Source organism: Streptomyces sp. NPDC107559 (genome assembly GCF_055657365.1).
Map to the genome: position 1 here is coordinate 12396 of NZ_JBVKBD010000005.1, position 26254 is coordinate 38649.

At 71.3% G+C, this 26254-nt stretch carries 26 protein-coding genes; 14 read left to right on the top strand and 12 right to left on the bottom strand.

What is annotated here, in order from left to right; translation table 11 throughout:
* The first annotated feature begins 108 nt into the window (after positions 1 to 108).
* Genes ACZ7OY_RS17070 through ACZ7OY_RS17085 form a run of 4 tightly spaced genes read left to right on the top strand, consistent with a single transcriptional unit; the run spans position 109 to position 5286 of the window.
* Positions 109 to 873, top strand: a complete 765-nt coding sequence (locus ACZ7OY_RS17070) for a redox-sensing transcriptional repressor Rex (protein ID WP_471912120.1) — start codon at positions 109 to 111, stop codon at positions 871 to 873.
* Entirely contained in the window at positions 870 to 2627 is a 1758-nt protein-coding gene (locus ACZ7OY_RS17075; protein WP_471912121.1) for a glutamyl-tRNA reductase, read from the top strand. Before ACZ7OY_RS17070 ends, ACZ7OY_RS17075 begins: the two co-directional genes overlap by 4 nt.
* On the top strand, positions 2624 to 3583 hold the full coding sequence (gene hemC, locus ACZ7OY_RS17080; protein ID WP_471912122.1) for a hydroxymethylbilane synthase: 960 nt from the start codon (positions 2624 to 2626) through the stop codon (positions 3581 to 3583). Before ACZ7OY_RS17075 ends, hemC begins: the two co-directional genes overlap by 4 nt.
* Complete coding sequence (locus tag ACZ7OY_RS17085; protein ID WP_471912123.1) at positions 3580 to 5286, top strand: bifunctional uroporphyrinogen-III C-methyltransferase/uroporphyrinogen-III synthase; 1707 nt, start codon at positions 3580 to 3582, stop codon at positions 5284 to 5286. Before hemC ends, ACZ7OY_RS17085 begins: the two co-directional genes overlap by 4 nt.
* 95 nt (positions 5287 to 5381) lie before the next feature.
* Here ACZ7OY_RS17085 and ACZ7OY_RS17090 read toward each other — a convergent pair whose 3' ends face one another.
* Complete coding sequence (locus ACZ7OY_RS17090) at positions 5382 to 6860, bottom strand: helix-turn-helix domain-containing protein (RefSeq protein WP_471912124.1); 1479 nt, start codon at positions 6858 to 6860, stop codon at positions 5382 to 5384.
* A gap of 279 nt (positions 6861 to 7139) precedes the next feature.
* Between ACZ7OY_RS17090 and ACZ7OY_RS17095 the strand changes: the two genes are divergently transcribed.
* The 3 genes from ACZ7OY_RS17095 to ACZ7OY_RS17105 all read left to right on the top strand — a co-directional run bounded on the left by ACZ7OY_RS17095 (position 7140) and on the right by ACZ7OY_RS17105 (position 9780).
* Positions 7140 to 7643 (top strand): hypothetical protein, encoded by a 504-nt coding sequence (locus ACZ7OY_RS17095; protein WP_471912125.1) that lies wholly within the window; start codon positions 7140 to 7142, stop codon positions 7641 to 7643.
* A gap of 136 nt (positions 7644 to 7779) precedes the next feature.
* Positions 7780 to 8772, top strand: a complete 993-nt coding sequence (gene hemB / locus ACZ7OY_RS17100; RefSeq protein ID WP_471912126.1) for a porphobilinogen synthase — start codon at positions 7780 to 7782, stop codon at positions 8770 to 8772.
* A gap of 105 nt (positions 8773 to 8877) precedes the next feature.
* Entirely contained in the window at positions 8878 to 9780 is a 903-nt protein-coding gene (locus tag ACZ7OY_RS17105; protein ID WP_385530959.1) for an SAM-dependent methyltransferase, read from the top strand.
* Between the two features lie 39 nt (positions 9781 to 9819).
* On the opposite strand, the gene ACZ7OY_RS17110 is transcribed toward ACZ7OY_RS17105, so the two are convergent.
* From ACZ7OY_RS17110 to ACZ7OY_RS17120, 3 genes are read right to left on the bottom strand one after another with little or no spacing between them, the layout of a single operon-like run.
* Entirely contained in the window at positions 9820 to 10605 is a 786-nt protein-coding gene (locus ACZ7OY_RS17110; RefSeq protein ID WP_471912127.1) for a DUF4253 domain-containing protein, read from the bottom strand.
* A 49-nt stretch (positions 10606 to 10654) separates the two neighbouring features.
* Positions 10655 to 10891: a DUF397 domain-containing protein gene (locus tag ACZ7OY_RS17115; RefSeq protein WP_471912128.1), complete on the bottom strand. Its 237-nt coding sequence runs from the start codon at positions 10889 to 10891 to the stop codon at positions 10655 to 10657.
* Complete coding sequence (locus ACZ7OY_RS17120; protein WP_471912129.1) at positions 10888 to 11715, bottom strand: helix-turn-helix domain-containing protein; 828 nt, start codon at positions 11713 to 11715, stop codon at positions 10888 to 10890. Before ACZ7OY_RS17120 ends, ACZ7OY_RS17115 begins: the two co-directional genes overlap by 4 nt.
* Before the next feature lie 113 nt (positions 11716 to 11828).
* On the opposite strand from ACZ7OY_RS17120, the gene ACZ7OY_RS17125 reads away from it, so the two are divergent.
* Together ACZ7OY_RS17125 and ACZ7OY_RS17130 are read left to right on the top strand one after the other, a co-directional pair.
* The gene (locus ACZ7OY_RS17125; protein ID WP_471912130.1) at positions 11829 to 12242 is read left to right on the top strand and encodes an ATP-binding protein; all 414 of its coding nucleotides are present in this window, start codon (positions 11829 to 11831) and stop codon (positions 12240 to 12242) included.
* Positions 12243 to 12314: 72 nt separating this feature from the next.
* The gene (locus ACZ7OY_RS17130) at positions 12315 to 13391 is read left to right on the top strand and encodes a hypothetical protein (protein ID WP_471912131.1); all 1077 of its coding nucleotides are present in this window, start codon (positions 12315 to 12317) and stop codon (positions 13389 to 13391) included.
* Between the two features lie 216 nt (positions 13392 to 13607).
* On the opposite strand, the gene argS is transcribed toward ACZ7OY_RS17130, so the two are convergent.
* Positions 13608 to 15374 carry an arginine--tRNA ligase gene (argS, locus tag ACZ7OY_RS17135; RefSeq protein WP_471912132.1) on the bottom strand — a complete coding sequence of 589 codons (1767 nt, stop codon included), beginning with the start codon at positions 15372 to 15374 and terminating at the stop codon, positions 13608 to 13610.
* Positions 15375 to 15515: 141 nt separating this feature from the next.
* Here argS and lysS point away from each other — a divergent pair, with 141 nt between their 5' ends.
* Complete coding sequence (gene lysS / locus ACZ7OY_RS17140) at positions 15516 to 17285, top strand: lysine--tRNA ligase (RefSeq protein WP_471912133.1); 1770 nt, start codon at positions 15516 to 15518, stop codon at positions 17283 to 17285.
* 95 nt (positions 17286 to 17380) lie between these two features.
* On the opposite strand, the gene ACZ7OY_RS17145 is transcribed toward lysS, so the two are convergent.
* From ACZ7OY_RS17145 to ACZ7OY_RS17155, 3 genes are all read right to left on the bottom strand, one after another.
* Positions 17381 to 18694 carry a DUF2637 domain-containing protein gene (locus ACZ7OY_RS17145; RefSeq protein WP_471912134.1) on the bottom strand — a complete coding sequence of 438 codons (1314 nt, stop codon included), beginning with the start codon at positions 18692 to 18694 and terminating at the stop codon, positions 17381 to 17383.
* A gap of 151 nt (positions 18695 to 18845) precedes the next feature.
* Complete coding sequence (locus tag ACZ7OY_RS17150; RefSeq protein WP_471912135.1) at positions 18846 to 19802, bottom strand: DUF3558 domain-containing protein; 957 nt, start codon at positions 19800 to 19802, stop codon at positions 18846 to 18848.
* Between the two features lie 118 nt (positions 19803 to 19920).
* The gene (locus ACZ7OY_RS17155) at positions 19921 to 20787 is read right to left on the bottom strand and encodes a DUF3558 domain-containing protein (protein ID WP_471912136.1); all 867 of its coding nucleotides are present in this window, start codon (positions 20785 to 20787) and stop codon (positions 19921 to 19923) included.
* 226 nt (positions 20788 to 21013) lie between these two features.
* Between ACZ7OY_RS17155 and ACZ7OY_RS17160 the strand changes: the two genes are divergently transcribed.
* Positions 21014 to 22207, top strand: a complete 1194-nt coding sequence (locus ACZ7OY_RS17160; protein ID WP_471912137.1) for an RtcB family protein — start codon at positions 21014 to 21016, stop codon at positions 22205 to 22207.
* A gap of 47 nt (positions 22208 to 22254) precedes the next feature.
* Here ACZ7OY_RS17160 and ACZ7OY_RS17165 read toward each other — a convergent pair whose 3' ends face one another.
* The gene (locus ACZ7OY_RS17165; protein WP_471912138.1) at positions 22255 to 23055 is read right to left on the bottom strand and encodes a hypothetical protein; all 801 of its coding nucleotides are present in this window, start codon (positions 23053 to 23055) and stop codon (positions 22255 to 22257) included.
* Between the two features lie 288 nt (positions 23056 to 23343).
* On the opposite strand from ACZ7OY_RS17165, the gene ACZ7OY_RS17170 reads away from it, so the two are divergent.
* Positions 23344 to 23634: a hypothetical protein gene (locus ACZ7OY_RS17170; protein ID WP_471912139.1), complete on the top strand. Its 291-nt coding sequence runs from the start codon at positions 23344 to 23346 to the stop codon at positions 23632 to 23634.
* Complete coding sequence (locus tag ACZ7OY_RS17175; protein WP_471912140.1) at positions 23622 to 23945, top strand: hypothetical protein; 324 nt, start codon at positions 23622 to 23624, stop codon at positions 23943 to 23945. Before ACZ7OY_RS17170 ends, ACZ7OY_RS17175 begins: the two co-directional genes overlap by 13 nt.
* 47 nt (positions 23946 to 23992) lie before the next feature.
* Here the strand turns inward: ACZ7OY_RS17175 and ACZ7OY_RS17180 are convergent, their stop codons facing one another.
* The 3 genes from ACZ7OY_RS17180 to ACZ7OY_RS17190 all read right to left on the bottom strand — a co-directional run bounded on the left by ACZ7OY_RS17180 (position 23993) and on the right by ACZ7OY_RS17190 (position 25464).
* Positions 23993 to 24172, bottom strand: a complete 180-nt coding sequence (locus ACZ7OY_RS17180) for a hypothetical protein (protein WP_471912439.1) — start codon at positions 24170 to 24172, stop codon at positions 23993 to 23995.
* Between the two features lie 2 nt (positions 24173 to 24174).
* The gene (locus ACZ7OY_RS17185; protein ID WP_471912141.1) at positions 24175 to 24951 is read right to left on the bottom strand and encodes an SDR family NAD(P)-dependent oxidoreductase; all 777 of its coding nucleotides are present in this window, start codon (positions 24949 to 24951) and stop codon (positions 24175 to 24177) included.
* Between the two features lie 174 nt (positions 24952 to 25125).
* Entirely contained in the window at positions 25126 to 25464 is a 339-nt protein-coding gene (locus ACZ7OY_RS17190) for a YnfA family protein (RefSeq protein WP_351621305.1), read from the bottom strand.
* 157 nt (positions 25465 to 25621) lie between these two features.
* Between ACZ7OY_RS17190 and ACZ7OY_RS17195 the strand changes: the two genes are divergently transcribed.
* On the top strand, positions 25622 to 26173 hold the full coding sequence (locus tag ACZ7OY_RS17195) for a hypothetical protein (protein WP_471912142.1): 552 nt from the start codon (positions 25622 to 25624) through the stop codon (positions 26171 to 26173).
* The last annotated feature ends 81 nt before the right edge of the window (positions 26174 to 26254 follow it).

Sequence of the window (26254 nt, forward strand, 5' to 3'; positions counted from 1 at the left end):
ATCGGACACCATCTTTGTGCACACGTTCACAAAGACATAGCCTGCATTCGACGGGGCGGTCTGGGGACATACGACCGCCCACAGCCCCGCTCTACCCGCAGGAGCACTGTGGCAACTGGCCGAACTCACCGACCGGCGACCCGTAGCCGAGGGATTCCCGAGGCCACCGTCGCCAGGCTTCCGCTGTACCTCCGCGCTCTGACGGCACTGTCCGAGCGTTCGGTGCCCACGGTCTCCTCCGAGGAGCTCGCGGCCGCGGCGGGAGTCAACTCCGCCAAGCTGCGCAAGGACTTCTCCTACCTGGGTTCGTACGGAACGCGCGGTGTCGGCTACGACGTCGAATACCTCGTCTACCAGATCTCCCGCGAGCTGGGCCTGACCCAGGACTGGCCGGTGGTGATCGTCGGTATCGGAAACCTCGGTGCCGCCCTCGCCAACTACGGCGGTTTCGCCTCGCGCGGTTTCCGGGTCGCGGCGCTGATCGACGCCGACCCGGCGATGGCCGGAAAGCCCGTCGCGGGCATCCCGGTCCAGCACACGGACGAACTCGAGAAGATCATCAAGGACAACGGCGTGTCGATCGGTGTGATCGCCACGCCCGCCGGTGCCGCCCAGCCCGTCTGCGACCGGCTCGTGGCCGCCGGGGTGACCTCCATCCTGAACTTCGCGCCGACCGTGCTGTCCGTGCCGGACGGCGTCGACGTGCGCAAGGTCGACCTCTCCATCGAGCTGCAGATCCTCGCCTTCCACGAACAGCGCAAGGCCGGCGAGGAGGCCGCGGACGCCGAGGGCGCCGCCGCGGCCGCCGTCGTCCGCAAGGACTCCGCCGAGCAGGGACCCGACGGGGACGTACCCGCCGTGATGCCGGCATGAGTCTCCTCGTCGTGGGACTGAGCCATCGCAGTGCCCCGGTCAGCGTGCTGGAGCGCGCTTCGCTGAACGCGGACGCCCAGATCAAGCTGCTCCAGGACACCGTCGCCGCCGAACCGGCCGCCGAGGCCACCCTCCTGGCGACCTGCAACCGCATCGAGCTGTACGCCGACGTGGACAAGTTCCACGCCGGTGTCGCCGAGCTGTCCACCCTGCTCGCCCAGCACTGCGGGGTGGGGCTGGAGGAGCTCACTCCTTATCTTTATGTGCACTACGAGGACCGGGCCGTCCACCACCTGTTCTCGGTGGCCTGCGGGCTCGACTCCATGGTCGTCGGCGAGGGGCAGATCCTCGGCCAGATCAAGGACGGCCTCGCCAAGGCGCAGGAGCTGCACTCCGCCGGGCGGCTGCTGAACGACCTGTTCCAGCAGGCCCTGCGGGTCGGCAAGCGCGCCCACTCCGAGACCGGCATCGACCGCGCCGGGCAGTCCCTGGTCACCTTCGGCCTGGAGCAGCTGTCCGGGGGCGCCGACGTACGGACCTGGGTCCGCGGCAGGTCGGCGCTGGTGATCGGGGCCGGTTCGATGTCCTCCCTGGCCGCCGCGACGCTCGCGCGGGCCGGGGTCGGCGAGATCGTGATCGCCAACCGCACCCCCGACCGTGCCGAGCGCCTCGTCCAGCTGCTGGAGGAGCAGTACGGGCAGCGGTCCGCCGAGGCCGACGGCCCGTACGTCCGCACCCGCGCGGTGTCGATGGACGCGGTGTCCGCCGAGCTGACACGTGCCGATATCGCCGTTTCGTGTACCGGTGCGACCGGGCTCGTGCTCGGCGCGGAGACCATCGCCGCCGCGCTGGCGGGCCGTCCCGGCCTGCCGGACGCGGCGATCGCCGGCCCGGACGACGCCCCCGGCGTGTCCGGCAGCGCCCGTACGGACGAGCGGCCGCTGCCGCCCGCCTCGGTCGGCGCCGACGACAACTGCCCGCTCGACCTGGCCGCCGTTCAGTCCGGCTTCTCCGTGATGGGGGAGGCCGCGGTCGCCGGGATGGACGCGGCGACGCTGGAGCAGCACGCGGCCTGGGTCGACAAGGGCACGGTCACCGTCGACCGCCGGGAGGCGCAGCGCGGCGCGGTCGAGGCCGAGGCCGAGCTGATCACCGCGCTCGCCGCGACGGCGGCCTCCATCGGCCGCGTCCCCGAGCGCCGCAGGCCCGAGCAGCCGGCCGGGGCCCCGCGGCCCGAGCCGGTCCTCTTCCTCCTCGACCTCGCGATGCCCCGTGACATCGACGCCGCCGTGCACCGGCTGGCCGGGGTGCGCCTGGTGGACATCGAGTCGCTCGCCGAGGCCTCCGCGGACGCGCCGATGGCGGCCGACGTGGACCAGGTCCGGCGTATCGTCTCCGACGAGGTCGCGGCCTTCGGGGCGGCCCAGCGGGCCGCGCACATCACGCCCACCGTGGTCGCCCTGCGCACCATGGCCGCCGACGTCGTCGCGAGCGAGATCGCGCGCCTCGACGGACGGCTGCCCGGCCTCGACGACAAGCAGCGCGGCGAGATCACCCAGACCGTGCGGCGTGTCGTGGACAAGTTGCTGCACGCACCGACCGTACGGGTCAAGCAGCTCGCGGCCGAACCCGGCGGCGCCGGGTACGCGGACGCGCTGCGGACTTTGTTCGACCTCGACCCGGAGACGGTGGCCTCCGTCTCCCGGGCCGAGGAAAGCATCGAGAAGAACGCCAAGAACCGAGGGCCAGCATGAGTCAGAAGGCACTGAGGCTGGGGACCAGGCGAAGCAAGCTCGCCATGGCCCAGTCCGGGCAGGTGGCGGACGCCGTGAGCCAGGTGACCGGACGGCCCGTAGAGCTCGTCGAGATCACCACGTACGGCGACACCTCCCGGGAGCATCTCTCGCAGATCGGCGGCACGGGGGTCTTCGTGACCGCCCTGCGGGACGCCCTGACGCGCGGCGAGGTCGACTTCGCGGTCCACTCGCTGAAGGACCTGCCGACCACGCAGCCGCAGGAGCTGGCGCTGGCCGCCGTCCCGCTGCGCGAGGACCCGCGTGACGTCATCGTCGCCCGCGACGCGCTGAAGTTCACCGATCTGCCCCGCGGGGCCCGGATCGGTACCGGCTCGCCGCGCCGCGCCGCGCAGCTGAACGCCTACGCGCGCAGCCACGGGCTCGACATCGAGACGGTCTCGATCCGCGGGAACGTGGACACGCGCATCGGCTTCGTGCGCGACGGCGAGCTGGACGCGGTCGTGCTGGCCGCGGCCGGCCTGAACCGCCTCGGCCGCATCGACGAGGTGACCGACTTCCTGTCGGTCGACACGGTTTTGCCCGCCCCCGGCCAAGGGGCCCTGGCGATCGAGTGCTCCGCGGACGACGCGGACCTCGTCGCGGCACTCGGCGAGCTCGACGACCCGTTCACGCGGGTCGCCGTGACCGCCGAACGGTCACTGCTCGCCGCCCTGGAGGCCGGTTGCAGCGCTCCTGTGGGCGCGCTGGCCGACCTTCTGGCCGACGGCCAGATTGTCAACGAAATGCGCCTGCGGGCCGTCGTCGGTACGCCCGACGGCACTCGTACGGTGCAGCTGTCCACCACCGGTCCCGTGCCCGAGACGCACGACGGGGCAATGGCGCTCGGTCGCGAACTCGCTGCCGAGATGCTCGCCCAGGGCGCGGCCGGTCTGATGGGGGAGCAAGCACGGTGAGCCCCACCACCCTTCCCACCGGTCCGGAGCACGGGCACGTCACCTTCCTGGGTGCCGGACCCGGGGATCCGGGACTGCTGACTCTGCGCGCCGTCGAGGCGCTGGCGCACGCGGACGTCCTCGTCGCCGAGCACGAGGTGCTCGACGTCGTACGCACGCACGCCCGACCCGGCGTCGCCGTCGTGAACACGGAGACGGATCCCTCGTCGGATCCGGTTCCGGGCGCAGGCACGCCACAGCTGACGGTCGTTGACGGCACGTCAACAACCGCTGGTGTCCCCGCAGTGAGGGATGCCGCACATCTTGTCATGGAGGCCGCCAGGGGCGGCAGGCGGGTCGTGCGTGCGGTGTCCGGGGACCCCGGACTGGATACGTACGCCGCCGCCGAAATGCTCGCCTGCGCCGCCGCGGGCGTTCCCTTCGAGGTCGTCCCCGGTATCGCGGCCGCCGTCGGCGTGCCCGCGTACGCGGGTGTGCCGCTGCGGGACGCGCAGGGCGCGGACGTACGGTTCGTCGACGCGCGGACCGCTTCGGACCGGTGCTGGACCGAGGTCGGCGCGTCGGACGGGACCGTCGTGGTGTCGACGACCCTGGACTCGGTGGCCGCCGCGGCCGGCGAGCTGGTCTCCGCGGGCCGCAAGCCCGACACCCCGCTGACCGTGACGGTCGGGGGTACGACCACCCGGCAGCGGACCTGGACGGCCACGCTCGGCACGATCGCGCAGACGCTGAAGCAGGCGAAGGTCCTGCCGTCCCCGGACGGCGGCCGGCCGGTGATAGCCGTGGTCGGTGAGCGTTCCGCCCCCGCCCAGCGTGCTCAGCTGGCGTGGTTCGAGTCCAAGCCGCTGTTCGGCTGGAAGGTGCTCGTGCCGCGCACGAAGGAGCAGGCGGCGTCGCTCTCCGACCAACTGCGGTCCTACGGCGCGGTGCCGTACGAGGTCCCGACGATCGCCGTCGAGCCGCCGCGCACGCCTCAGCAGATGGAGCGCGCGGTCAAGGGCCTGGTGACGGGCCGCTACGAGTGGATCGCCTTCACCTCGGTCAACGCCGTCAAGGCGGTCCGGGAGAAGTTCGAGGAGTACGGGCTCGACGCGCGTGCCTTCGCGGGCATCAAGGTCGCCGCGGTGGGCGAGCAGACCGCGAACGCGCTGATCGCCTTCGGTGTGAAGCCGGACCTGGTGCCCAGCGGCGAGCAGTCGGCCGCGGGCCTGCTGGAGGACTGGCCTCCCTACGACCCGGTCTTCGACCCGATCGACCGGGTGTTCCTGCCCCGTGCCGACATCGCCACCGAGACGCTCGTCGCCGGGCTGATCGAACTGGGCTGGGAGGTCGACGACGTCACCGCGTACCGCACCGTGCGCGCGTCGCCGCCACCGGCCGACACCCGGGAGGCGATCAAGGGCGGTGGCTTCGACGCCGTGCTCTTCACGTCGTCCTCCACCGTGCGCAACCTGGTGGGTATCGCGGGCAAGCCGCACAACGTCACCGTGATCGCGTGCATCGGCCCGGCCACGGCCAAGACCGCCGAGGAGCACGGGCTGCGGGTCGACGTCATGGCCCCGGAGCCGTCGGTGCACAAGCTGGCGGAGGCGCTGGCCGAGTTCGGGCTGCGGCGCAGGGCTTCCGCGCAGGAGGCCGGTGACCCGGTCACCCGCCCGAGCGAGCGCCGCCCGGGAGCGCGCAGGCGCCGGTCCACGACCTGACCGCACCTCGCGCCCACGAAGCGCACGCCCCGTCGTCCCGGATCAGTACCGGGACGGCGGGGCGTTGTTCGTCGGGCGCCTCGGCACCGCCCCGCTCAGGTCAGGGTCCAGCCGCCGTTCGCGTACCAGTAGCGCGGCAGGCCCGCGGTGCCGCTGGTGCGGAACGGGACGCCGTCGTCGTCGATGCGTTCGGTGCCGGTGCGGCCCTGTGAGGACCAGTCGAGTTCCAGGTACCAGCGGCAGTCGCAGCCGTCGGTCCTGGCCTCGACCGTCAGCACCTCGGGGTCCGTCACGGAGACCCGGTAGGGCAGGTTCATCGCCGGGACGAGCGTCTCGCCCTCGTAGCCCGGGACCGCGTGGGCGATCGGCCGGTCCTTGTCGAGGGCGACGGTGAACGAGTGGGGGCCCAGGCCGCCGCCGCAGCCCTGGCCCGTCGCGTAGACGTTGCCCTTCACCGGGGCGGCCCGTCCCACGACACGCACCCGCAGCGCCTCCAGGACCACGGCCGCGTCCGTACGCCCCTGCACGGTGATGTCCACCATGGTCTGGCCGCCGTGCACCGCGTCCTGCGAACGCGCCCACGGGGAGGCGTCCTGCGGGGCCGGGGGCGGCGGTACCTGCGCGGGTTCCTTGTCGATGACGTAGTCGTGCTCGCAGCCGATCGCCCAGCGGTGGGAGTTCGCCGTCCAGGTGATCGGTGCGACGGGGGTGGTATTCGCGGCGGAGCCCGTGGACGGGCTCGCGGACGGGTCCGGCGAGCGGTCGCCCGCGGCGGACGCGTGCGGCGTGGCCGAGCCGGACGGCCGGCCGTGGGTGGGGGAGGCGGGCGCGGTCGGGGTGCCGTGCCGGGTGTTCGCCGCCTTCGCGGCCGCCCGGTCGTCGCCGGTGGCCGAGGAGTGCCCGGACGGCAGCAGGGACAGGCTGCCCAGGGTCGCGATCAGCGCGGTCACGACGGCCGCGGCGAGGGGGACGCGACGTCTGTACCAGGGCGGTCGTGCGGCGGGGCGCGGCAGTTCGCCGTGCTCGGGTGAGGAGCCGAGGAGGAGTTCTTCCGAGGGTTCTGGGGTCTCAGAGGTCTCAGGGGGCTTCGGGCTACCGGGGGAGGGGGCGGGCGCGGGTTCGGCAGCCGTCGGGGGTGCGGGGGCGGCCGGGGCCGGGGCGTCCTCGGCGGCCGGGGCGCCCTCGCCGGGGGCATCCTCGCGGGCCGTCGGGAGGGCCTCGCCGTCCGCCGGGAGGGCCCCGGCGGTCTCCGGTACGGACTCCGCGGCCTCCGGTGCGGGCTCCGCGGCTTCCGGTGTGGGCTCGGGTTCCGTCCGGGGACGTTGCCGTGCCGCCACCGCCAGGATCCACCGCCGGTGCAGCTCGATCCGTTCGGCCGCAGTGGCCCCGCACAGCGCGGCGAACCGCTCCACGGGCGCGAAGCCGAGCGGTACGGCCTCCCCCGCGCAGTAGCGGTGCAGTGTCGAGGCGTTCATGTTCAGGCGGCGCGCGAGTGCCGCGTAGCTGCGGTCCGTGCGGTCCTTCAGACGGCGCAGCAGCGCCGCGAACTCCTCCACCTCGTCCTGGGACGGCACCGGTTCTCCCTGTCTCGCGTCCCAGGACGGCATCCCAGGCACTCTCGGTACTCAGAGGTCACAGGGCCTGGGACGGTTCCACCGTTGCGGGTGCGCCGGCGTTCGTTGTGCCCGGACCGAGGGGCCGCCGATGCTTCTGGTGTCGCCGGATCCGCCCCCACGCCACGGGGGTCGAGGGGGCCGAACCCGCACTTGGCGACGCGATCCCGACCCGCGCACAGCGGCGTACTCACGGATCCATCGAACTCACCGAACCCACCGAAACCGGGGAACACGCTCATGAGCAAGAACACGACCGCCCGCAAGACCGTCCGCCGCACCGTTCTGATCGCGGGCCTCGTCGCCGCCGTGGCCCTGCCGCTCGGGCTCACCGCCTCGGCACAGGCGACCCCGGTGAAGGCGGCCCCGGCGAAGGCGGTCACCGCCGCCGCGGCGCAGACGACGGTCACCGGCACGGCGTCCGACAACGTGACCCAGGTCGCCGACTTCTACGGGGCCTACATCGACGCCAAGAGCGACCCGGAGACCGGCGGCCGGCTCGCCACCGAACTGCGGAAGTTCTACGTCACGGCCGGCGGCCTGGGCGAGGTGGCGAAGTGGGAGGCCGCCAACCAGGCGGACGGCGTCCTGCACGCCCAGAACGTCCCGGCGCAGTGGACGGTCAAGGCCACCGGCACCGCCGGACGGGTCGCCGTCACCCTCACCTGGGGTCAGTCGGACCCCACCCAGCTCGTGGTCGACCTGGACCGCAACCACAAGATCACGCACATCGCCGGCAAGTGACCGCACCGCCCTCCGGAGGCCGGGTCCGCGCACCGCGGGCCCGGCCCCACGGCCCCGGGTCCGGGCAGGAGCGGCGGCGCGGACTCCGACGGATCGTCGGCAAAGGTGCATCCGGGGCGGGCGTAGCGTAGACGGCATGACGAAGTACGGATCCTTCCCCGGTACGCGTCCGCGGCGGCTGCGCACCACCCCCGCCATGCGGCGCATGGTCGCCGAGACCCGGCTGCACCCGGCCGACTTCATCCTCCCCGCGTTCGTGCGCGAAGGGGTGAGCGAGCCGGTGCCGATCGGCTCGATGCCCGGGGTCGTGCAGCACACCCGGGACAGCCTGAAGAAGGCCGCGCTGGAGGCGGTCGAGGCGGGGATCTCCGGGATCATGCTCTTCGGGGTGCCGGAGGAGTCGAAGAAGGACGCGCTCGGCACGCCGGGCACCGACCCGGACGGGATTCTCCAGGTCGCGCTGCGCGATGTGCGCGCCGAGGTCGGCGACGACCTGCTGGTGATGTCCGACCTGTGCCTGGACGAGACCACCGACCACGGGCACTGCGGTGTCCTCGACGAGCAGGGCCGCGTCGACAACGACGCCACGCTGGAGCGGTACGCCGAGATGGCGCAGGTCCAGGCCGACGCGGGCGCCCACGTGGTCGGGCCGAGCGGGATGATGGACGGGCAGATCGGCGTCATCCGGGACGCGCTCGACCAGATCGGCCGCGAGGACGTGGCGATCCTCGCCTACACCGCCAAGTACGCCTCCGCCTTCTACGGGCCGTTCCGTGAGGCCGTCGGCTCGTCCCTGAAGGGCGACCGCAAGACCTACCAGCAGGACCCGGCGAACAGCCGCGAGTCCCTGCGGGAGCTCGCGCTCGACCTGGAGGAGGGCGCCGACGTGGTGATGGTCAAGCCGGCCGGCCCCTACCTCGACATCCTGGCCAAGGTCGCCGACGCCGTGGACGTGCCGGTCGCCGCGTACCAGATCTCCGGCGAGTACGCGATGATCGAGGCCGCCGCCGAGAAGGGCTGGATCGACCGGGACCGGGCGATCCTGGAGTCGCTGACCGGCATCAAGCGGGCGGGAGCGCAGAACATCCTCACCTACTGGGCGACCGAGGTGGCGCGCACGCTGCGCTGAACACCTTCCGGACATGGGCACGATCAACTCCGTTGGGGAGTTAGGTTGTTGGCGACCTCAGGATTGGTTGCCCGTTAAATGACCGACTCTCCCAGGGAGACGCCCATGTCCGGTGACGCGCTCAGCCATGACCCCGCCGAGCTGCGCAGGAGGATCGACACCACCAAGGCTCACCCGGCCCGGGTCTACGACGTCTTCCTCGGCGGCAAGGACAACTACCCCGTCGACCGTGCGGCGGCCGCCGCCGCGCTCAGCGCCAACCCGCGCGGCTACCTCGACGTACGGCACAACCGCGACTTCATGCGCCGGGCGGTGAACACGCTGGCGAAGGAGGACGGCATCCGCCAGTTCCTCGACATCGGCACCGGACTGCCGACCGCCGAGAACGTCCACCAGATCGCGCAGCGGATCATCCCCGACTCCCGGGTCGTCTACGTCGACAACGACCCGGTGGTGCTCGCGCACGCGCGCGCCCTGCTGACCTCCGGGCCCGAGGGCGTCACCGACTACATCGACGCCGACTTCAAGAACCCGGCCCAGATCCTCGAACAGGCCGCGAAGATACTCGACTTCGACCAGCCGATCGCCCTGTGCCTGGTGGCGATCCTGCACTTCGTCGAGGACGAGGAGGCCTACCCGATCGTCCGCGGCCTCATCGACGCCCTGCCGTCCGGCAGCCGGCTCGTGCTCAGCCACCTCACCGAGGATCTCAACCCCGAGAACATCCGCGCCGTGCAACGCACCTACACCGAGCGCGGGTTCACCTTCGTGCTGCGCTCCCGGGCCGAGGTCGAGCGCTTCTTCACCGACAGCGGTCTGGAGCTCGCCGAACCGGGCGTCGTCCCGGCGCACCACTGGCACCCGGACGACGCGGCTCCCGTCCCCGAGCAGCCCGAGGCCGAGTACCTCGCCACGCTCGACGCCATCGACAAGGTCCGCTACCACGACATCAACGACGTCACGGACGCCGACATCAACGTCTACGCGGCGCTCGGCCGCAAGGCGTGACCCCGGCGCCCGGCCGCCGGTCCTAGAGGTCCGGACCTCTCAGTCCCACCAGAAGTACCAGGTCTCCGCCGCGATCAGGCTCTTGGCGTAGTCCCGCAGGGCGTCCGGACCGTCCTGCGCGAGTGTGTCGGGGCAGAACGCGAAGTGCTCCGCCGCCACCGCCTCGGCCTGCTCCGGGGTGGTGGGCGGCGCGGCGACCGAGACGACCATGCTGTCGAAGCCGAGGGCCACGACCCGTATGCCGAAGCGGTCCTCCCAGGAGCGCAGCACCGCGCAGTGCACGGCGATGTCCTCCTCGTAGTTCAGCGGGCCGGTCCAGCCGATGGCCGCCGGGATGTCCGCGCTGCGGCGGGCGGGCACCAGCGCCAGATGCGGTTCCTCGAACCGGGTGCGGTCCTCGGCCAGGAGGTCGGCGACCTCGGCCGCCCGGGTGTCCGGATCGGCCGTGCGGGCCGGGGGCGCGCACAGACCGGGCCACTCGTCGCCCGCCGCCGCGTACTCGTCCCAGAAGTCGGCGAGCACCTCCTCGGCGTCGTGGTCGCCGGGGTAGGACACCTCTGCGGGCATCAGCTCCCACTCCTGCGGCCCGCCCTGGCGGCCGCCGAGGTCCAGCAGCACCGGCAGCAGCCCCGCGCGCCCCGCCCGGGCGCCCAGCGCCGACCAGTTGCCCGCCGACACGGGCTGCTCGGCGTGCCACAGCAACGGCTCGTGCCAGGGACCGTCGTCGGTAGCGTCGATCAGTCTCCCCAGCGGGAGTTGGAGCCCGAGCGAGCGTCCGCTCGGGTCGGCCGCCAGCGCGGGCAGCGGGTTGGGAAGGGTCGCCATGACGCCGACTCTAGGTGCAGGCACTGACAGCGGGCCGGGGCGCGGCGGGCTAGCGGGTGACGAAACCGGTGAAGGCGGTCCAGGCGGCGGGGGCGACCAGGAGGGTGGGGCCGTCCGCTTCGGGATTCTTGGAGTCGCGGACGTGGACGGCGTGCGGGCAGGCGGCGATCTCGACGCACTGGCCGCCTTCGCTGCTGCTGTAGCTGGACTTGCGCCAGGCGTAGGCGACTTCGACGCATTCGCCGCCGCTGCAGGACGACTTGAACCACTCAAGTGCGTTGCTCATGGCTCTCCCAGCAGACCGGTCAGCAGGCTTCTGGAGTCCTCGACGGTGAGGGCCTGTGTCCGCAGCATCGCATACTTGCGCGCCAGGATGGACACCTCGTCCGGGTCGGAGACCCACTGGCTGCCGCGTTGCGACTCGGTGTAGGCGAGGTGCTGGTGGTCGGGTGTCTCCAGGAGGGTGAACGGGCCCGCGTCCCCCGCGTGCGATGTGCGGTCGAGGGGGAGGATCTGCAGCGAGAGCCCTGGGAGTTCGGAGTGCTCGCGCAGGGACCGCAACTGGGCGAGATGCGTCTCGCGGCCTCCCGTGGGCATACGCAGCGCGGGCTCCCAGACGACGAAGCTGAGCGTCGGGGAGGCCTTGCGGTGCAGGATCTCCTGGCGGCCGACGCGCGCCTCGACCTTCGTCTCCAACTCGTCCGCGTCGTAGGCGGGAACGCGGCCGGCCAGCAGCGCCCGCGCGTACTCCCGGGTCTGGAGCAGACCCGGGACGACCAGCGCGTCGTACCAGGACAGCGCGATGGCCTCCCGCTCGTGCTGGACGTACAGCTCTGCCCACATCGGGAACTGGTCGATCTCCGGCAGGTTCGCCACCCCCGCCGCCAACAGCCCGCGCGTGTCCAGGAGTTCGTCCAGCAGTTCCGCCAGATCCGGCTTCAGTGGCCGTCGGCCCTGCTCGATCGAGGCGATGGTCTCCTCGTCGAGCATCAGCCGCTCGCCGATCTCGCGCTGGGTCAGGCCCGCCGCCCGCCGGGCCGTCCCGACCTGGACGCCCAGCATCCTCATGGCCGAGAGGTTCTTCTTCCGCGGCGCTTTCCTGGAGTTCATACCGGTCCGACTCCCCACACCCGCCCGTACGCGATCCGGTGGGAACCCGTACAAAAAATCAGTACGGGCTCACTCCCTGATCCAAGATAGTGACTCTCCGCAACTCTCGTGTCGTGAACGAGACGATCCAACTCCCCCTCCTGAGGGAGAAGTTCTTCCGCCGTGAACGCCGGTCCGTGCCCGCCGCCAGGCGGTTCGCGTACGAGGCGCTGGACGGCTGGGGGCTCGTCGGAACCGAGGTCGGGGACGACGCGTTGCTGTGTGTGAGCGAGCTGGCGACCAACGCGCTGGTGCACGGGGTGCCGCCCGGACGGCACTTCCTGGTGTTCCTGCGCTGCGACGGGCGCGTGCTGCGGGTGGAGGTGCACGACAGCGGGCCCGGTGTGCCACGGATCGTGGACGACCGGGACGAGGGCGGGCGGGGGCTGCTGCTGGTCGCCGCGCTGTCCGACAAGTGGGGCGTGGCCGAGCGGGAGCTCGGCAAGGTGGTGTGGTGCGAGTTCGCGTGCAGGCGGCCCGCGGGGTGATCCGAGCGCTGAGCGTCGAGTGTCAGTGGCGACTCCTAGAGTGGCAACGAGTGAGGCGGACGGGGGCTTGTCGTGCTGGTGTGGAGTGTTGTCGTCCAGGGGTACACGGGCGGGCTGGACGAGGACCTGCGATGGGTGTGGCTCAACCCGCGGGGGCGCGCGCTCAAGCAGGCGCCCGGCGTGCTTCGGGGACATCGCGAGGTGCAGCGGATGGCTCAGTTGCGCCGGTGGGTGCGACGGCACCGGCAGGAGTGCGTGGAGCTGGCCCGGGAGTGGGCGCTCGCCGGGGTCGCCGTGCCGGTGGCGCTGGCCGAGGGTGATCCGGTGTGGCGGGAGGTGCTCGCCGAGGAGGGTGCGGCGGTCACCGAGGGGCCCACGGGAGATGACGGGCTGGTCGCCCGGGTGTACGCGCACGCGGTGACCGGGCGGCGCATCGTGCGGGTGATGCGGGAGGACGTGGCGCCGTACCGGGACCGGGTGATGGCGTACGACGAGTGGGAGCGGGTCGAGGGGTTCCGCACCGGCATACCCGCGGACCTCGGCGCGGACCGGCCGTTCGAACTTCCCTTCCCCGAGCGCGCGCTCGCCGCGTGGCCGGGGCGGGAGGAGACGGTCCTGGCGGAGGCCGACCGGATGAGCTGGCTCGCCCTGCACAAGAAGGACACCGACCAGTACTTCAAGGAGCTGGAGAAGTCCGGGCCGGAGCTGCTGCCGATGTTCCTCGACGCGATGGCCGAGCGCTATCTGTGCGACTGTGCCAGAGGCGTCCCGGAAGTGGCCGCCGCCTACTTCGGCCGCGCCCGCAAGGCCGAGCGCGAACAGGCCCTGGCGATGGACCAGGACTGGCTGGACGCGCGCTACGCCAGATTCGCCGAGGCCGGCGCGCTCACCGCGACCGCGCTGCGGGCGCGGGCGAAGGAGCTGAGCGTCAAGGGCGCGGCCACGCCCGAGCGGGTCGCGGCCTTCCGCGGCATCGTGGTCGGACGGGCGGCCGCCCCCGGGGCCATGGGCGGCTCGTACGCACAGCTGGCGACGGACGTGCGCAAGGTGGCCAGGGCCGCCGGGCTGGACCCCGAGGAGGAACTGGCCACGGCGCTGGGGGAGGCCGGGATGGTTCGGCGCGGGCTGCCGTACGACGACGCCTTCTGACCCTGCTCCTCGGCCGGTTCGTGCACGTCGGCGACGCGGTGGACGCCGTGCTCGAGGACGCCGACACGGCGGCAGAGTTCGCCGCCGTGGACGTGGTCGGGCTGCTGATGCCACAACTGCCGGGCCTGGCGCCCGCCTGGGGTGCTGGAAGAGCTCCCGGAGTCGTTACTCGCGGGAGCTCCCCCAGACCTGATCACGCAGCCCGATCACGAACGGTCAGAGCCGCTCGGGCGTCCTGATGCCCAGGAGGTCCATGCCCTTGTGCAGGGTGCGGGCCGTCAGGTCGACCAGGAACAGGCGGTTCTCCATCTGCTCCGGGGTCTCGGCCTTCAGGACCGGGCACTGGTCGTAGAACGTGGTCAGCAGCGACGCGAGCTGGTACAGGTACGACGCCAGCTTGTGCGGCTCGTGACTCGCCGCCACCTCCAGCACCGTCTCGCCGAACTGGTCCAGGTGCAGGCCCAGCGCCCGCTCCGCCGGGGCCAGTTCCAGCTCCGGGTGGGCGGTGGGACGGGCCTCGCCCGCCTTGCGCAGGATCGACTTGATCCGGGCGTAGGCGTACTGGAGGTAGACGGACGTGTCGCCGTTGAGCGACACCATCTGGTCCAGGTCGAACTTGTAGTCGCGCACCGCCGAGGTCGACAGATCCGCGTACTTCACGGCGCCGATGCCGACGTACCGGCCGTTCTCGACGATCTCCCGCTCGGACAGGCCGACCTTCTCGGCCTTCTCCCGGACCACGGACGTCGCCCGCTCGACCGCCTCGTCGAGGAGGTCGACCAGCTTGACCGTCTCGCCCTCACGGGTCTTGAACGGCTTGCCGTCCTTGCCGAGGACCGTGCCGAAGGCGAGCTGGAACGCCTTGACGTCGTCGTTCAGCCAGCCGGCCCGCCGGGCGGTCTCGAAGACCATCCGGAAGTGCAGCGCCTGCCGGGCGTCCACCACGTACAGCAGCGAGTTCGCCTTCAGGTTGAAGACGCGGTCGCGGATCGCGGAGAGGTCGGTGGCCGCGTAGCCGTAGCCGCCGTCGGACTTCTGCACGATCAGCGGGACCGGGTTGCCGTCCGGGCCCTTGATGTCGTCGAAGAACACGCACAGCGCGCCCTCGGAGCGGACCGCGACGCCGGACTCCTCCAGCAGCCGGCAGGTCTCCGCGAGCATGTCGTTGTAGCCGGACTCGCCGACGATGTCCGGGTCCCGGATCTCCATGTCCAGCTTCTCGAAGACGGAGAAGAAGTAGATCTTCGACTCGTCCACGAACTTCTGCCAGACGGCGAGCGTGTGCGGGTCCCCGGCCTGGAGGTCCACGACCCTGCGCCGGGCCCGCGTCTTGAACTCCTCGTCGGAGTCGAAGAGCTTGCGGGCAGCCTTGTAGAGCCGGTCGAGGTTCGACATCGCCTCCTCGCCGCTCACCTCGGCCGACTTGTGGTCCAGCTCGTGCGGGTGCTCGTCCAGGAACTGGATGAGCATGCCGAACTGGGTGCCCCAGTCGCCGATGTGGTGACGCCGTACGACGCTCTCGCCGGTGAACTCCAGGAGCTGGACGACCGCGTCGCCGATCACCGCCGAGCGCAGATGGCCGACGTGCATCTCCTTGGCCACGTTCGGCTGGGCGTAGTCGATCACCGTGGTGCCCGGGTGCGCGGCGAACGGCACGCCGAGGCGGTCGCTGTCCGCGTACCGCGCGGCCAGGTTCTCGGTGATCGCCCGGTCGGCGATCGTGATGTTCAGGAAGCCGGGGCCGGAGACCTCGATGTCCTGGATGACGTCACCCGACCGGACCTGCTCGACGACCTGCGTCGCCAGCTCCCGGGGGTTGGCCTTGGCCTTCTTCGCGAGCGCCAGGATGCCGTTCGCCTGGAAGTCCGCCCGGTCGCTTCGGCGCAGCAGCGGGTCCGCGGAACCGGCGTCCGGCAGGGCTGCCGAGAGTGCCGTCGCGATCTGCTGCTGTACGGATTCGCTGAGGGACGTGACCGAGGCCATGGGATGGATGCCGTTCTCCTCGTGGAATGGATAGACCCGCTCAGTATCCCACGGGGGGTAAAGCGGTTTTCCCAGGCGCGTGGTGGTCTGGGAGAATGGGGAAGGTCAGTACCCCAGACAATTCCTTCAGAAAAAGAGGACGTGCCGATCGTGGCTCAGAGCGCCGAGACCACCGACTGGGTCTCCCGTTTCGCGGACGAGGTCATCGAGGAGTCGGAGCGTCGGGCCCCGGGCAAAACGGCGTCACCCGATACCGCCCCGGTCGTCGTGGTCGCGTCCGGTCTCTCCCCCTCCGGTCCCATCCACCTGGGCAACCTCCGCGAGGTCATGACCCCGCATCTCGTCGCCGACGAGATCCGCCGACGGGGCCGGCAGGTGCGGCACCTGATCTCGTGGGACGACTACGACCGCTACCGCAAGGTGCCGCAGGGCATCCCGGGTGTCGACGACTCCTGGGCCGAGCACATCGGCAAGCCGCTGACCTCGGTCCCGGCCCCGAAGGGCTCCCCGTATCCGAACTGGGCCGAGCACTTCAAGGCCGCCATGGTGGAGGCGCTGGCCGAGCTGGGCGTCGAGTTCGACGGGATCAGCCAGACCGAGCAGTACACCGCCGGTACCTACCGCGAGCAGATCCTGCACGCGATGAAGCACCGCGGTGACATCGACGCGATCCTCGACCAGTACCGCACCAAGAAGGCCCCGGCCAAGCAGCAGCAGTCGCAGAAGCCGGTCGACGAGGCCGAGCTGGAGGCCGCGGAGGGCTCCGGCGCGGCCGCGGAGGACGACGGCAGCGCCGGTTCCGCCGGGTACTTCCCGTACAAGCCGTACTGCGGCAACTGCGAGAAGGACCTGACCACGGTCACCTCCTACGACGACGGCACCACCGAGCTGACGTACAGCTGCAACGAGTGCGGATTCTCCGAGACCGTCCGGCTGAACGAGTTCAACCGCGGCAAGCTGGTCTGGAAGGTCGACTGGCCGATGCGCTGGGCGTACGAGGGCGTCGTCTTCGAGCCGAGCGGTGTCGACCACTCCTCTCCCGGGTCGAGCTTCCAGGTCGGCGGCCAGATCGTCGGCATCTTCGGCGGCAAGCAGCCCATCGGACCGATGTACGCGTTCGTCGGCATCAGCGGCATGGCGAAGATGTCGTCGTCGAAGGGCGGTGTGCCCACCCCGGGCGACGCGCTGAAGATCATGGAGCCGCAGCTGCTGCGCTGGCTGTACGCCCGCCGCAGGCCCAACCAGTCCTTCAAGATCGCCTTCGACCAGGAGATCCAGCGCCTCTACGACGAGTGGGACAAGCTCGACGCCAAGGTCGCCGACGGCTCCGCGCTCCCGGCGGACGTCGCCGCCCACTCGCGCGCGGTGCGCACCGCGGGCGGCGAGCTGCCGCGCACCGACCGGCCGCTGCCGTACCGGACGCTGGCCTCGGTCGCGGACATCACCGCCGGGCACGAGGACCAGGCGCTGCGCATCCTGTCCGAGCTCGACCCGCACAACCCGCTGGGCTCGGTGGACGAGGCCCGTCCGCGTTACGACAAGGCCGAGGCGTGGATCAACACCCATGTCCCCGCCGACCAGCGGACCATCGTGCGCGAGGAGCCGGACGCCGAGCTGCTGAAGTCCCTGGACGAGGACGCCCGGCAGTCGCTGCGGCTGCTGGTCGACGGGCTGGCCGAGCACTGGTCGCTCGACGGTCTGACCCACCTCGTCTACGGCGTTCCCAAGGTCCAGGCCGGCTTCTCCGCCGACGCCACGCCGAAGGAGCTCCCGCCGGAGATCAAGACCGCCCAGCGCACGTTCTTCGCGCTGCTGTACCACCTGCTCGTCGGCCGTGACACCGGCCCGCGTCTGCCCACGCTGCTGCTGGCGGTGGGCCAGGAGCGGGTGCGGGCGCTGCTCGGCGAGTAGCCGCCCTCGGCACTACGACGACGGGGCGCCCGGTGTTCTCACCGGGCGCCCCGTCCTCGTACTCGGTACCCGCCCCTCGCCTGGGCGCGGGCCGTTCACGCGATGTGGTCGTCCTGGAGCTCCGCGGTGTGGCGGTTGGTGAAGCGCAGCACCATGCGCTTGGCGTCCGCGTCCATGACGGAGACGTTGTAGGTCATCTCCACGTTGTCGCTGAACTCGCGCGGGGTGGGGTAGCCGCCGTTGATCGCCTGCTTGAAGACCTGGTAGTACGCCTCCTCGTCCGGCTCCGGGGTGCCGCCGCCCTCACCGAGCTGACGGGTCCGGTTGGGGCCGGCCGGGATGGGGAAGGTGCCGGTCTCCTCCGGGGAGGGTTCCTGGAGCGGGGGCTCCACGTCGTACTGGTCCTGGTACTGCTGGGCGGCCTGCTGCTCGGCGAACCAGGCGGCGTACTGCTGCTGGGGGTCGTACATCGGGTCGTAGCCGCCCTGGTACTCGACCTGCTGCGGGGTCTCGACGAACCACGGGCTCTGGTTCGGGTCGGGCACGAACGCGGGCTCCGGGGCGTACGGGCGGTCGTCGGCCGGGGCGGGCTGCTGCGCGGCGGGCGCCTGCTGCTGCCGCTCGGGGGCGGCCTCCACGGCGCGCGGGGCCGCGGCGGCCAGCGGGGCCGGAGCGTCCGCCGCGAGCGCCGGCTGCGGGGCCGGGGGGAGCAGGACCGGTTCGATGCCCGCGGCCGCGAGGCCCGCCGGGGCGGTCTCGGACAGCGGGACGCCGTAGCGGGCCAGGCGCAGCGGCATCAGGGACTCCACCGGTGCCTTGCGCCGCCAGGTGCGGCCGAAGCGGGAGTGGAGGCGTGCCTGGTAGACGAGACGTTCCTGCTCCAGCTTGATGACCTGCTCGTAGGAGCGCAGCTCCCAGAGCTTCATCCGGCGCCAGAGCAGGAAGGTCGGCACGGGGGAGAGCAGCCAGCGGGTGAGGCGGACGCCTTCCATGTGCTTGTCGGCGGTGATGTCGGCGATCCGGCCGATGGCGTGCCGGGCGGCCTCGACCGCGACGACGAACAGGATCGGGATCACCGCGTGCATGCCGGTGCCCAGCGGGTCCGGCCAGGCGGCGGCGCCGTTGAAGGCGATGGTCGCCGCCGTCAGCAGCCAAGCGGTCTGGCGCAGCAGCGGGAACGGGATGCGGATCCAGGTCAGCAGCAGGTCGAGGGCGAGCAGGACGCAGATGCCCGCGTCGATGCCGATCGGGAAGACATAGGAGAAGTTCCCGAAACCCTTCTTGATCGCCAGCTCGCGCACGGCGGCGTACGAACCGGCGAAGCCGATGCCGGCGATGATCACGGCGCCGGTCACGACCACGCCTATGAGAACGCGGTGCATCCGAGTCAGCTGGATTGGCGCGGCCACCCGTGCTCCTCCCCTTGCGTGTTGTTGCGCGCAACAGAGTGGCACATGTGTACGGCGGACGCGTTGCCGGTGGGTCAGGAGCCCGGTCCCGACAGGACCGGGCTTCCGCAAAATGCCTGAACGAGCCCGGATTTGACCGTGAGTGTGACAGTCAGCTCTTCTTCGACGCTGACGTGGACGGGGACGCGCTCGCGGCCTTGGACGGCGACGACGACGGCGACGGTGACTTCGACGCCGTCTTCGACGGCGAGGGACTCGTCGTGCCCGCGCCGGTGCCCGTCTTGCCGTCGGAGCCGGAGCCGGTGTCGACGCCGTTCGCCGACGCCACGGCCGCCGTCGCCTCCTTCGCCGCCTTCTGCGCGGCCTTCACCAGGTCGTCGGCGTTCGGGGTCTTCTCGCCGGCCAGGCCCGCGCCGTTGTAGTCCAGCGTCACGACCACGTTCGCCACCCGGGTCACGACCGTCTGCTGCTTGAAGGCGCCTTCCTTCTTCTTCAGGTCGTAGCGCACGGTCGTCGCCTCGTCACCCGTGTCGGCCAGCGGCTGCGCCGCCGCGTTCTTCGCCGCCGGCACCGCACGGGCGTCCTGCACCTGCTTGGCGTAGAACACCTGCGCCTGCTTCTCGCCGCTGCCGCGCGCGGCGTCGGAGTCGAACCGCAGCAGGGAGACGTTCAGCCAGCGGAACTGCGAACCCTTCACGCCCTTGTTCTCCAGGCTGCTCCAGGAGCAGCTGGCACGCGAGGCCGCGTCGTCCGAAGTGCCCTCCTTGGCCGACTTCGCACCCTTGGGCACCAGTTCGGTGAGCGTCTTCGCCGACAGCACCCCGCACGCCTTCGGCAGCTTCCCGAACGCCGCGGCCTGCACCGTCCGGGACGCGCTCGCCGAGGGGTCCGCACCGCCCCCGGAACCCTGCTGCGTGCTGTCACCGGAGCCGGAGCCGGAAGCGGATCCGGAGTCGGAGCCGGAGTCCGAGGAGCAGCCCGCCGCGACCAGGATCACGGGGACCGCCGCCGCACCCACAAGGGCAAGGCGAAGGCGCTTCACTCGCCGGACTCGCTGCTCGTACTGGCCGTCTCGCTGGGCTCGTCGCTGCATGCTTCCTTCACTCATGACGCTCGTGGTTCCTGCGGTCGGATCGGGTCCGAGGGGCCACGGTACGCGGTGAGGAAGCGGCTCGGTCGTGCTTCGTCCGGTTTGCGGACAGGGCCGGCCGGGCCCCGAAGTGCCCTCAGCCGGGCAGTGAGTCGGCCAGCTGCGCGGCCAGTTTCCGGGCTCTGTCCTGCATTTCCGCGCTGTCCGGGACGACCCCGACCATCGCCGGCTGCTCCTCGTACACGACCGTCACGATGACGTTCGACGTGCGGAACGCCACAGTCACCGTGCGCTGTTTGGCCGTCGAACCGGAGCTGCTGAGCGCGTCGTCGAGGTACGCCTCGTCGCCGAGACCGTCGAGAACCCGGGGCTGGAGGTCGGCCGGAGTGGCGGAGGACGAGACGGACGGCGAGGCGGAGCCCGAGGGGGACACCGAGGACGAGGAGGAGGGCGAGGACGGCGACGACGACGGGGCCGAAGTCGCGTCCGCGCTCGGGTCGGCGGACCCGCCCGCGGCCCCGGTCTGGGCGCTCCCGGAACTGGAGGCGGCCGGCTCCGGAAGGTCGGCCGCCGTCACCTTCGTGGCGAAGAGCTGCTCGGCCTGGCTGTCGTCGCTCACCGTGTTGTCGTACGACACCACCCGCTCGAAGTCGACGGAGAGGTGGTCGGTCGCGTCCGGAGAATCGATCTTCCAACGGCAGCCGACCTTGCGGTCGTTGTCGTACGCCAGGGTCGCCTGGCCCTGGTAGGCGGTGTCCCGCTGCGCCTCGTCCGTGATCTGCGCGATGCCGGGGAGCAGGGAGTCGAGGGTGCTCTGGCCGACCGCGCCGCACGGCTCGGGGAGCGTGCGGTACTTGCCGGGCTGGGCCGCGGCGGTGACCGCCCCGGCCTCCCCGGGGTTGGAGTTGTCGGTACTGTCGCCCTCGCCGGAGCTACCGGTGCAGCCGGCCAGCACTGCCGCGAGGAGCGCGGCGACGCCGGATACGTACGCCTTCCGCTGCACGGTGAGGCTCCCTTCGACGGTGTCTCGGTGGGTGTCGGTCCCGGGAACGGTCCCGGGCCTGCCAGTGTCCCCGCTGGTTATTCGCTTGCCGCACGGGGGCGGTCCCTGGAGACAATGTGTATCGCACGCACTGCCGTGGACGCCGGTCCGTTGTCCCATACGTCGACCTTGGCGCCGGTTTTGCGATTTCAGGCTTTTCTTTTGATTCCGGGGGAATGAGGACGATATGTCGTACGTGGAGATGCCGGGCGCGAAGGTTCCGATCCGTATGTGGGCCGACCCCGCGGCGGTCGAGGACGTGGCCATGCGCCAGCTCCAGAACGTCGCGACCCTGCCCTGGATCAAGGGCCTGGCCGTGATGCCGGACGTGCACTTCGGCAAGGGTGCGACGGTCGGCTCGGTCATCGCCATGCAGGGCGCGGTCTGCCCCGCGGCGGTGGGTGTCGACATCGGCTGCGGGATGTCGGCGGTCCGTACCTCGCTGACGGAGAACGACCTGCCCGGCGATCTGTCCCGGCTGCGCTCGAAGATCGAGCAGGCGATCCCGGTGGGACGCGGCATGCATGACGACCCCGTCGACCCGGGCGGCTTCCACGGCCTGGCGACCGCGGGGTGGAACGACTTCTGGGGCCGGTTCGACGGGATCGCGGATGCGGTCAAGTTCCGCCAGGAACGCGCCACGAAGCAGATGGGAACGCTGGGTAGCGGGAACCACTATATCGAACTACTGCTCGATTCTGATGGGGCTGTCTGGCTCACGCTGCATTCCGGATCCCGGAACATCGGCAAGGAACTGGCCGAGTACCACATCGGTGTCGCGCAGAAGCTCCCGCACAACCAGGGTCTGGTCGACCGCGACCTGGCGGTATTCGTGACCGACACCCCGCAGATGGCGGCCTACCGCAACGACCTGTTCTGGGCGCAGGAGTACGCGAAGTACAACCGCACGCTCATGATGGCGCTCCTCAAGAACGTGGTCCGCAAGGAGTTCAAGGGCGCGAAAGTCACCTTCGAGCCGGAGATCTCGTGTCACCACAACTATGTGGCGGAGGAGCGGTACGACGGCATGGATCTGCTGGTCACCCGGAAGGGCGCGATCCGGGCCGGCTCCGGCGAGTACGGGATCATTCCTGGCTCGATGGGCACCAGTTCCTACATCGTGAAGGGTCTCGGTAACGAGAAGGCCTTCAACTCGGCGTCGCACGGCGCAGGTCGGCGCATGAGCCGCAACGCTGCCAAGCGCCGCTTCTCGACCAAGGACCTGGAGGAGCAGACGCGGGGCGTGGAGTGCCGTAAGGACTCCGGTGTCGTGGACGAGATCCCCGGCGCCTACAAGCCGATCGAGCAGGTGATGGACCAGCAGCGTGATCTCGTTCAGGTCGTCGCCAAGCTGAAGCAGTTCATCTGCGTGAAGGGCTGACACAAGGGCCGGGGCACCGTCGCCCCGGCTCTTGCGTTGGGCGGCGTTCAGTCGTTGCTCGGCGGCGATACTCGCGCCGTGCGGAGTCGCCACAGGCGCAGGCGGCAGCCCTTCTCGGTGCGCCCGAACTTCTCGGCGGTGGCGGCGATGTCGTCCGACTGAAGTAGCTCGCGGTCTTCGTGGGCGGTCCAACTGCGTCGGGGACCTGTGATCCGCATGCCGGCCGGACGGATCCAAGAGGCGACCGAGTCCGCCTTGACCTGCTTGCGTCCGAGGGACAGGCAGCCCGGGTAGTACAGGTCGGCTGCCAGCGCCTGGGCGGCTTCCTTCTGGTACATGATGTTGTAGACCCCGTCACGGACATTCCGTTTCAGGGTGCGTGCCGCTCCGGTTACCTTCTGGGCGTACTCGCACAAGTGGACCCCGACAGCCGTGCTCGACGTGGTGAGTGAGACGAAGGGGATGCCAGGGCCTGTGTAGCCGACCGATCCGTCGGCGTCGACGAGACCTCGCAGGTAATCACGGCTGGAGAAGGAGACGAGCGGCGGGGCGATGCTGCTGGACTTGCGTCCGTAAGGCAGGCCGAGTTGGTTGAGGGTGGTCCTGGCTGCGAGGGAGCACAGGGTCCAGGTCGCGGACTGGTGACTGTCGGCGAAGTTCGTAGATCGGGTTCGCTCGGTGACGCTGCTGTTGTAGGGCGTCAAATATTTGAACCTGTACAGCAGATCAATGTCTCGGATGTTGAGTTCGACGGTCAGGCGGCCCCTCTGCCCAGAGCCGTGGTGCAGATGCCCGTCCGCCTGCAAGAACCCGAACATGTACGCGTACTCCGGGACCGTGAGATCCATGAACCGGCGCACGTTAGGCTCACAAACAGCCACAGGGAAGCTCCACTTCCATGCTGGTCAGGCCCTCGGCCGGGATGCCGCCCGGACGAGGGCCGTCGTGTTGATGGTGTGGCGTGAGCCTAGGTCGCGAGTTCGGGCGCCATGCGGTTGATCGAGATGGTTCATCCCTCTGGGTGATGCGAGCCGTTTGGGCCGGGGAACCGGAGACGGTGTCGGACCTGTCCTTCGCTACGGGTCCGACCACCGGTCCGACCACAGGTCCGACGCATCGATACGGGGGTAATCACGATGAGGCGTCAGCGCATACGTGCCGCGGCCGGGGCCGCCGGTCTGGTCCTGGTCGCGGGGGTCGTGCTCGCGGGCTGTTCGCAGAGTTACGACGACCGGCGGGGCAAGGGGGACGCCCCGGTGAAGGGCAAGGCGGGCGACGACACCCCGGCCGAGGTCTACAACATGCCGGACGGCTTCGGGAACCTCGCCACCAAGTGCGTCGGGCACGGCTTCCGCGCCTATGTCACGACCAACGGCGGCGGTCCGTCGAACGTGCAGATCGTGCCGGACAAGACGTGCGCCTCCTGAGCCGGCGCCCCGGGCGCGCCGCCGCCGGCTGCGGTGCGCTGCTGCTCGTCGTGCTGCTCGGCGGCTGTTCGCAGAGTTACGACGACCAGCGGGGCAAGGGGGACGCCCCGGTGGCCGGGCGGGCCGGGGAGGACAGCCCGGCCGAGGTGTACAACTTCCCGGACGGCTTCGGGAACGTCTCCACCAAGTGCGTCGGGCAGGGCAGGCGGGCGTACGCCACCACCCGGTTCGTGCAGGAGGACGGCGACGACACCGTGATCATTCCGGCCAACGCGGTGATCGTCGACGACCCGGACTGCCCTGCGCCCTGAGGCTCACTTCGCGTGGCGCACCGGCTCACTTCGCGTGGCGCGCCGGTTCACTTCGCGTGGCGCACCGCGTAGATCATCACGAACGCGACGATGTGGATGCCGAAGAGGAAGTACGCCAGGAAGATCCAGACCCGGCGTTCGTCCCTGGTCTCCTGGGCGAGGCGGCGCTGCTCGGCGGTGCGGGCGGCGTCGTCGGGCGCCTGCTCCGCCAGGCCCTCGCGGTCCACCGTCACAGCTCCCGGTGGACCTTCGTGTTGGACGCCTGGGCTCGCGGGCGGACGACCAGCAGGTCGATGTTGACGTGGGCCGGGCGGGTCACCGCCCAGGTGATGGTGTCCGCGACGTCGTCGGCGGTCAGCGGCTCGGCGACGCCCGCGTAGACCTTCGCCGCCTTCTCCTCGTCGCCGCTGAAGCGGGTCAGCGCGAACTCGTCGGTCTTGACCATGCCGGGCGCGATCTCGATCACCCGCACCGGCCGGCCGACGATCTCCAGGCGCAGGGTCTCGGCGAGGACGTGGGCGCCGTGCTTGGCGGCGACATAGCCCGCGCCGCCCTCGTAGGTGCCGTGGCCCGCGGTGGAGGAGACGACCACGACCGTGCCGTCGCCGCTCGCGTCGAGCTTGGGCAGCAGGGCCTGGGTCAGGTTCAGCGTGCCCAGGACGTTCGTCTCGTACATCGTGCGCCACTGCGCCGGGTCGCCGGTGGCGACCGGGTCCGCGCCCAGCGCGCCGCCCGCGTTGTTGACCAGGACCCCGACGGTCTTGAAGGCGCTCGCGAACTCGTCGACGGCCGCGCGGTCGGTGACGTCCAGCTGGTAGGCGGTCGCCGAGTGGCCCGCCGCGGTGATCTCCTTCGCCAGCGCCTCGATGCGGTCGGCGCGGCGGGCGGTCAGCACGACGCGGTAGCCGGCCGCGGCGAGCTGCCGGGCCGTGGCGGCTCCGATTCCGCTGCTCGCACCGGTGATGACGGCGATGCGGGAGGCGGCGGACGGTGCGGCGGTGGCCATGGGCTGCTCCTCGGGCGTGCGGACGGCTCGGGCCCGCGGACGGCTCGGGTCGGTGGGTGGTGCGGCTGGCGCCCGCTCGTGGGCCTGCGGGTGGCGCGGGCTCGCGGCGGTCGTTCCCGCTCAGGGTAGGCGACGGGTGCGGTCGGACGGGCGGGCGTTCCGAGGGGCGGGCGGTCAGCCGCCGTGCCGCGGCGCCCACATGATCACGGCCATGCCGGCGAGGCAGACGGCGGCGCCCGCCAGGTCCCAGCGGTCGGGGCGGAAGCCGTCCGCGACCACGCCCCACAGGATCGAACCGGCGACGAAGATCCCGCCGTACGCGGCGAGGATGCGGCCGAAGTGGGCGTCGGGCTGGAAGGTGGCGACGAACCCGTACGCGCCGAGCGAGAGGACGCCGCCGGTGATCCACAGCCAGCCGCGGTGCTCGCGCAGGCCCTGCCAGATCAACCAGGCACCGCCGATCTCCAGGAACGCGGCGGCGACGAACAGGGCGGCGGAGCGGACGATCGACATACCTGCAGCCTGGCACGCCCGTCGGCACGCCCGTCGGCACGGTCGGCGCCGGGACGTCACCTGTTGGAGGGCGCCTGCCGTCGGCCGTACGTGGGATACATCCAGGCGACACCCCTGCGACCGGGGTGGAGCGAGCGGAGTGAGGAGTGGTGTCGGCATGCGGAGACCACGCAGGGCACGCGGAACGCGGCGGACCCGCGAGGAGCGGTGGGTACGGAGGTCGTGCGGGGCGCGCCGGGCGCGTGGCACCCGGGGGTTCGTGGTCTGCGGGGTGGCGCTGGCGGCCGTCGGCGGGACGACACCGTTCGCGGGTGCCGCGGGCGCGCCGGAGGCCGACCTGGCGTACCACGGCACGGCGGTGCTGCGCCGCGGCCTGCTCGACGTGCGGCTGACCCCGTACGACCACGGCCCGTCCGCCGTGCCGGACGCGACCGTGCGGCTGCTGTGGTCGGCGCCGCTCGCGGACCGGCAGCGGCTGCCGGGCGGGTGCGTCCGTACGGGGGTGCGTGAGGTGGTGTGCCGGACGGGCGCGCTGGCCGCGGACGGGTTCGGCGAGCGGATCGCGCTGGTGCTGCGGCTGCGCGGCCGGCCGCGGGAGGTGACGCTGACGCTCGGCACGGTGTGGGCCGGCGGCACGGTGGACCGCAACCGGGCGAACGACCGGCAGCGGGTGCTGGTGCTGGACACGGGAGACCCGTACTCCTTCTGAGTGAGGGGCGCGCCCCTGGGACGGGGGCGCGCCCGGCTCCGGGGTGCGGGGGGCGGCCGGTTTCCTGCTAGATACGTGTAT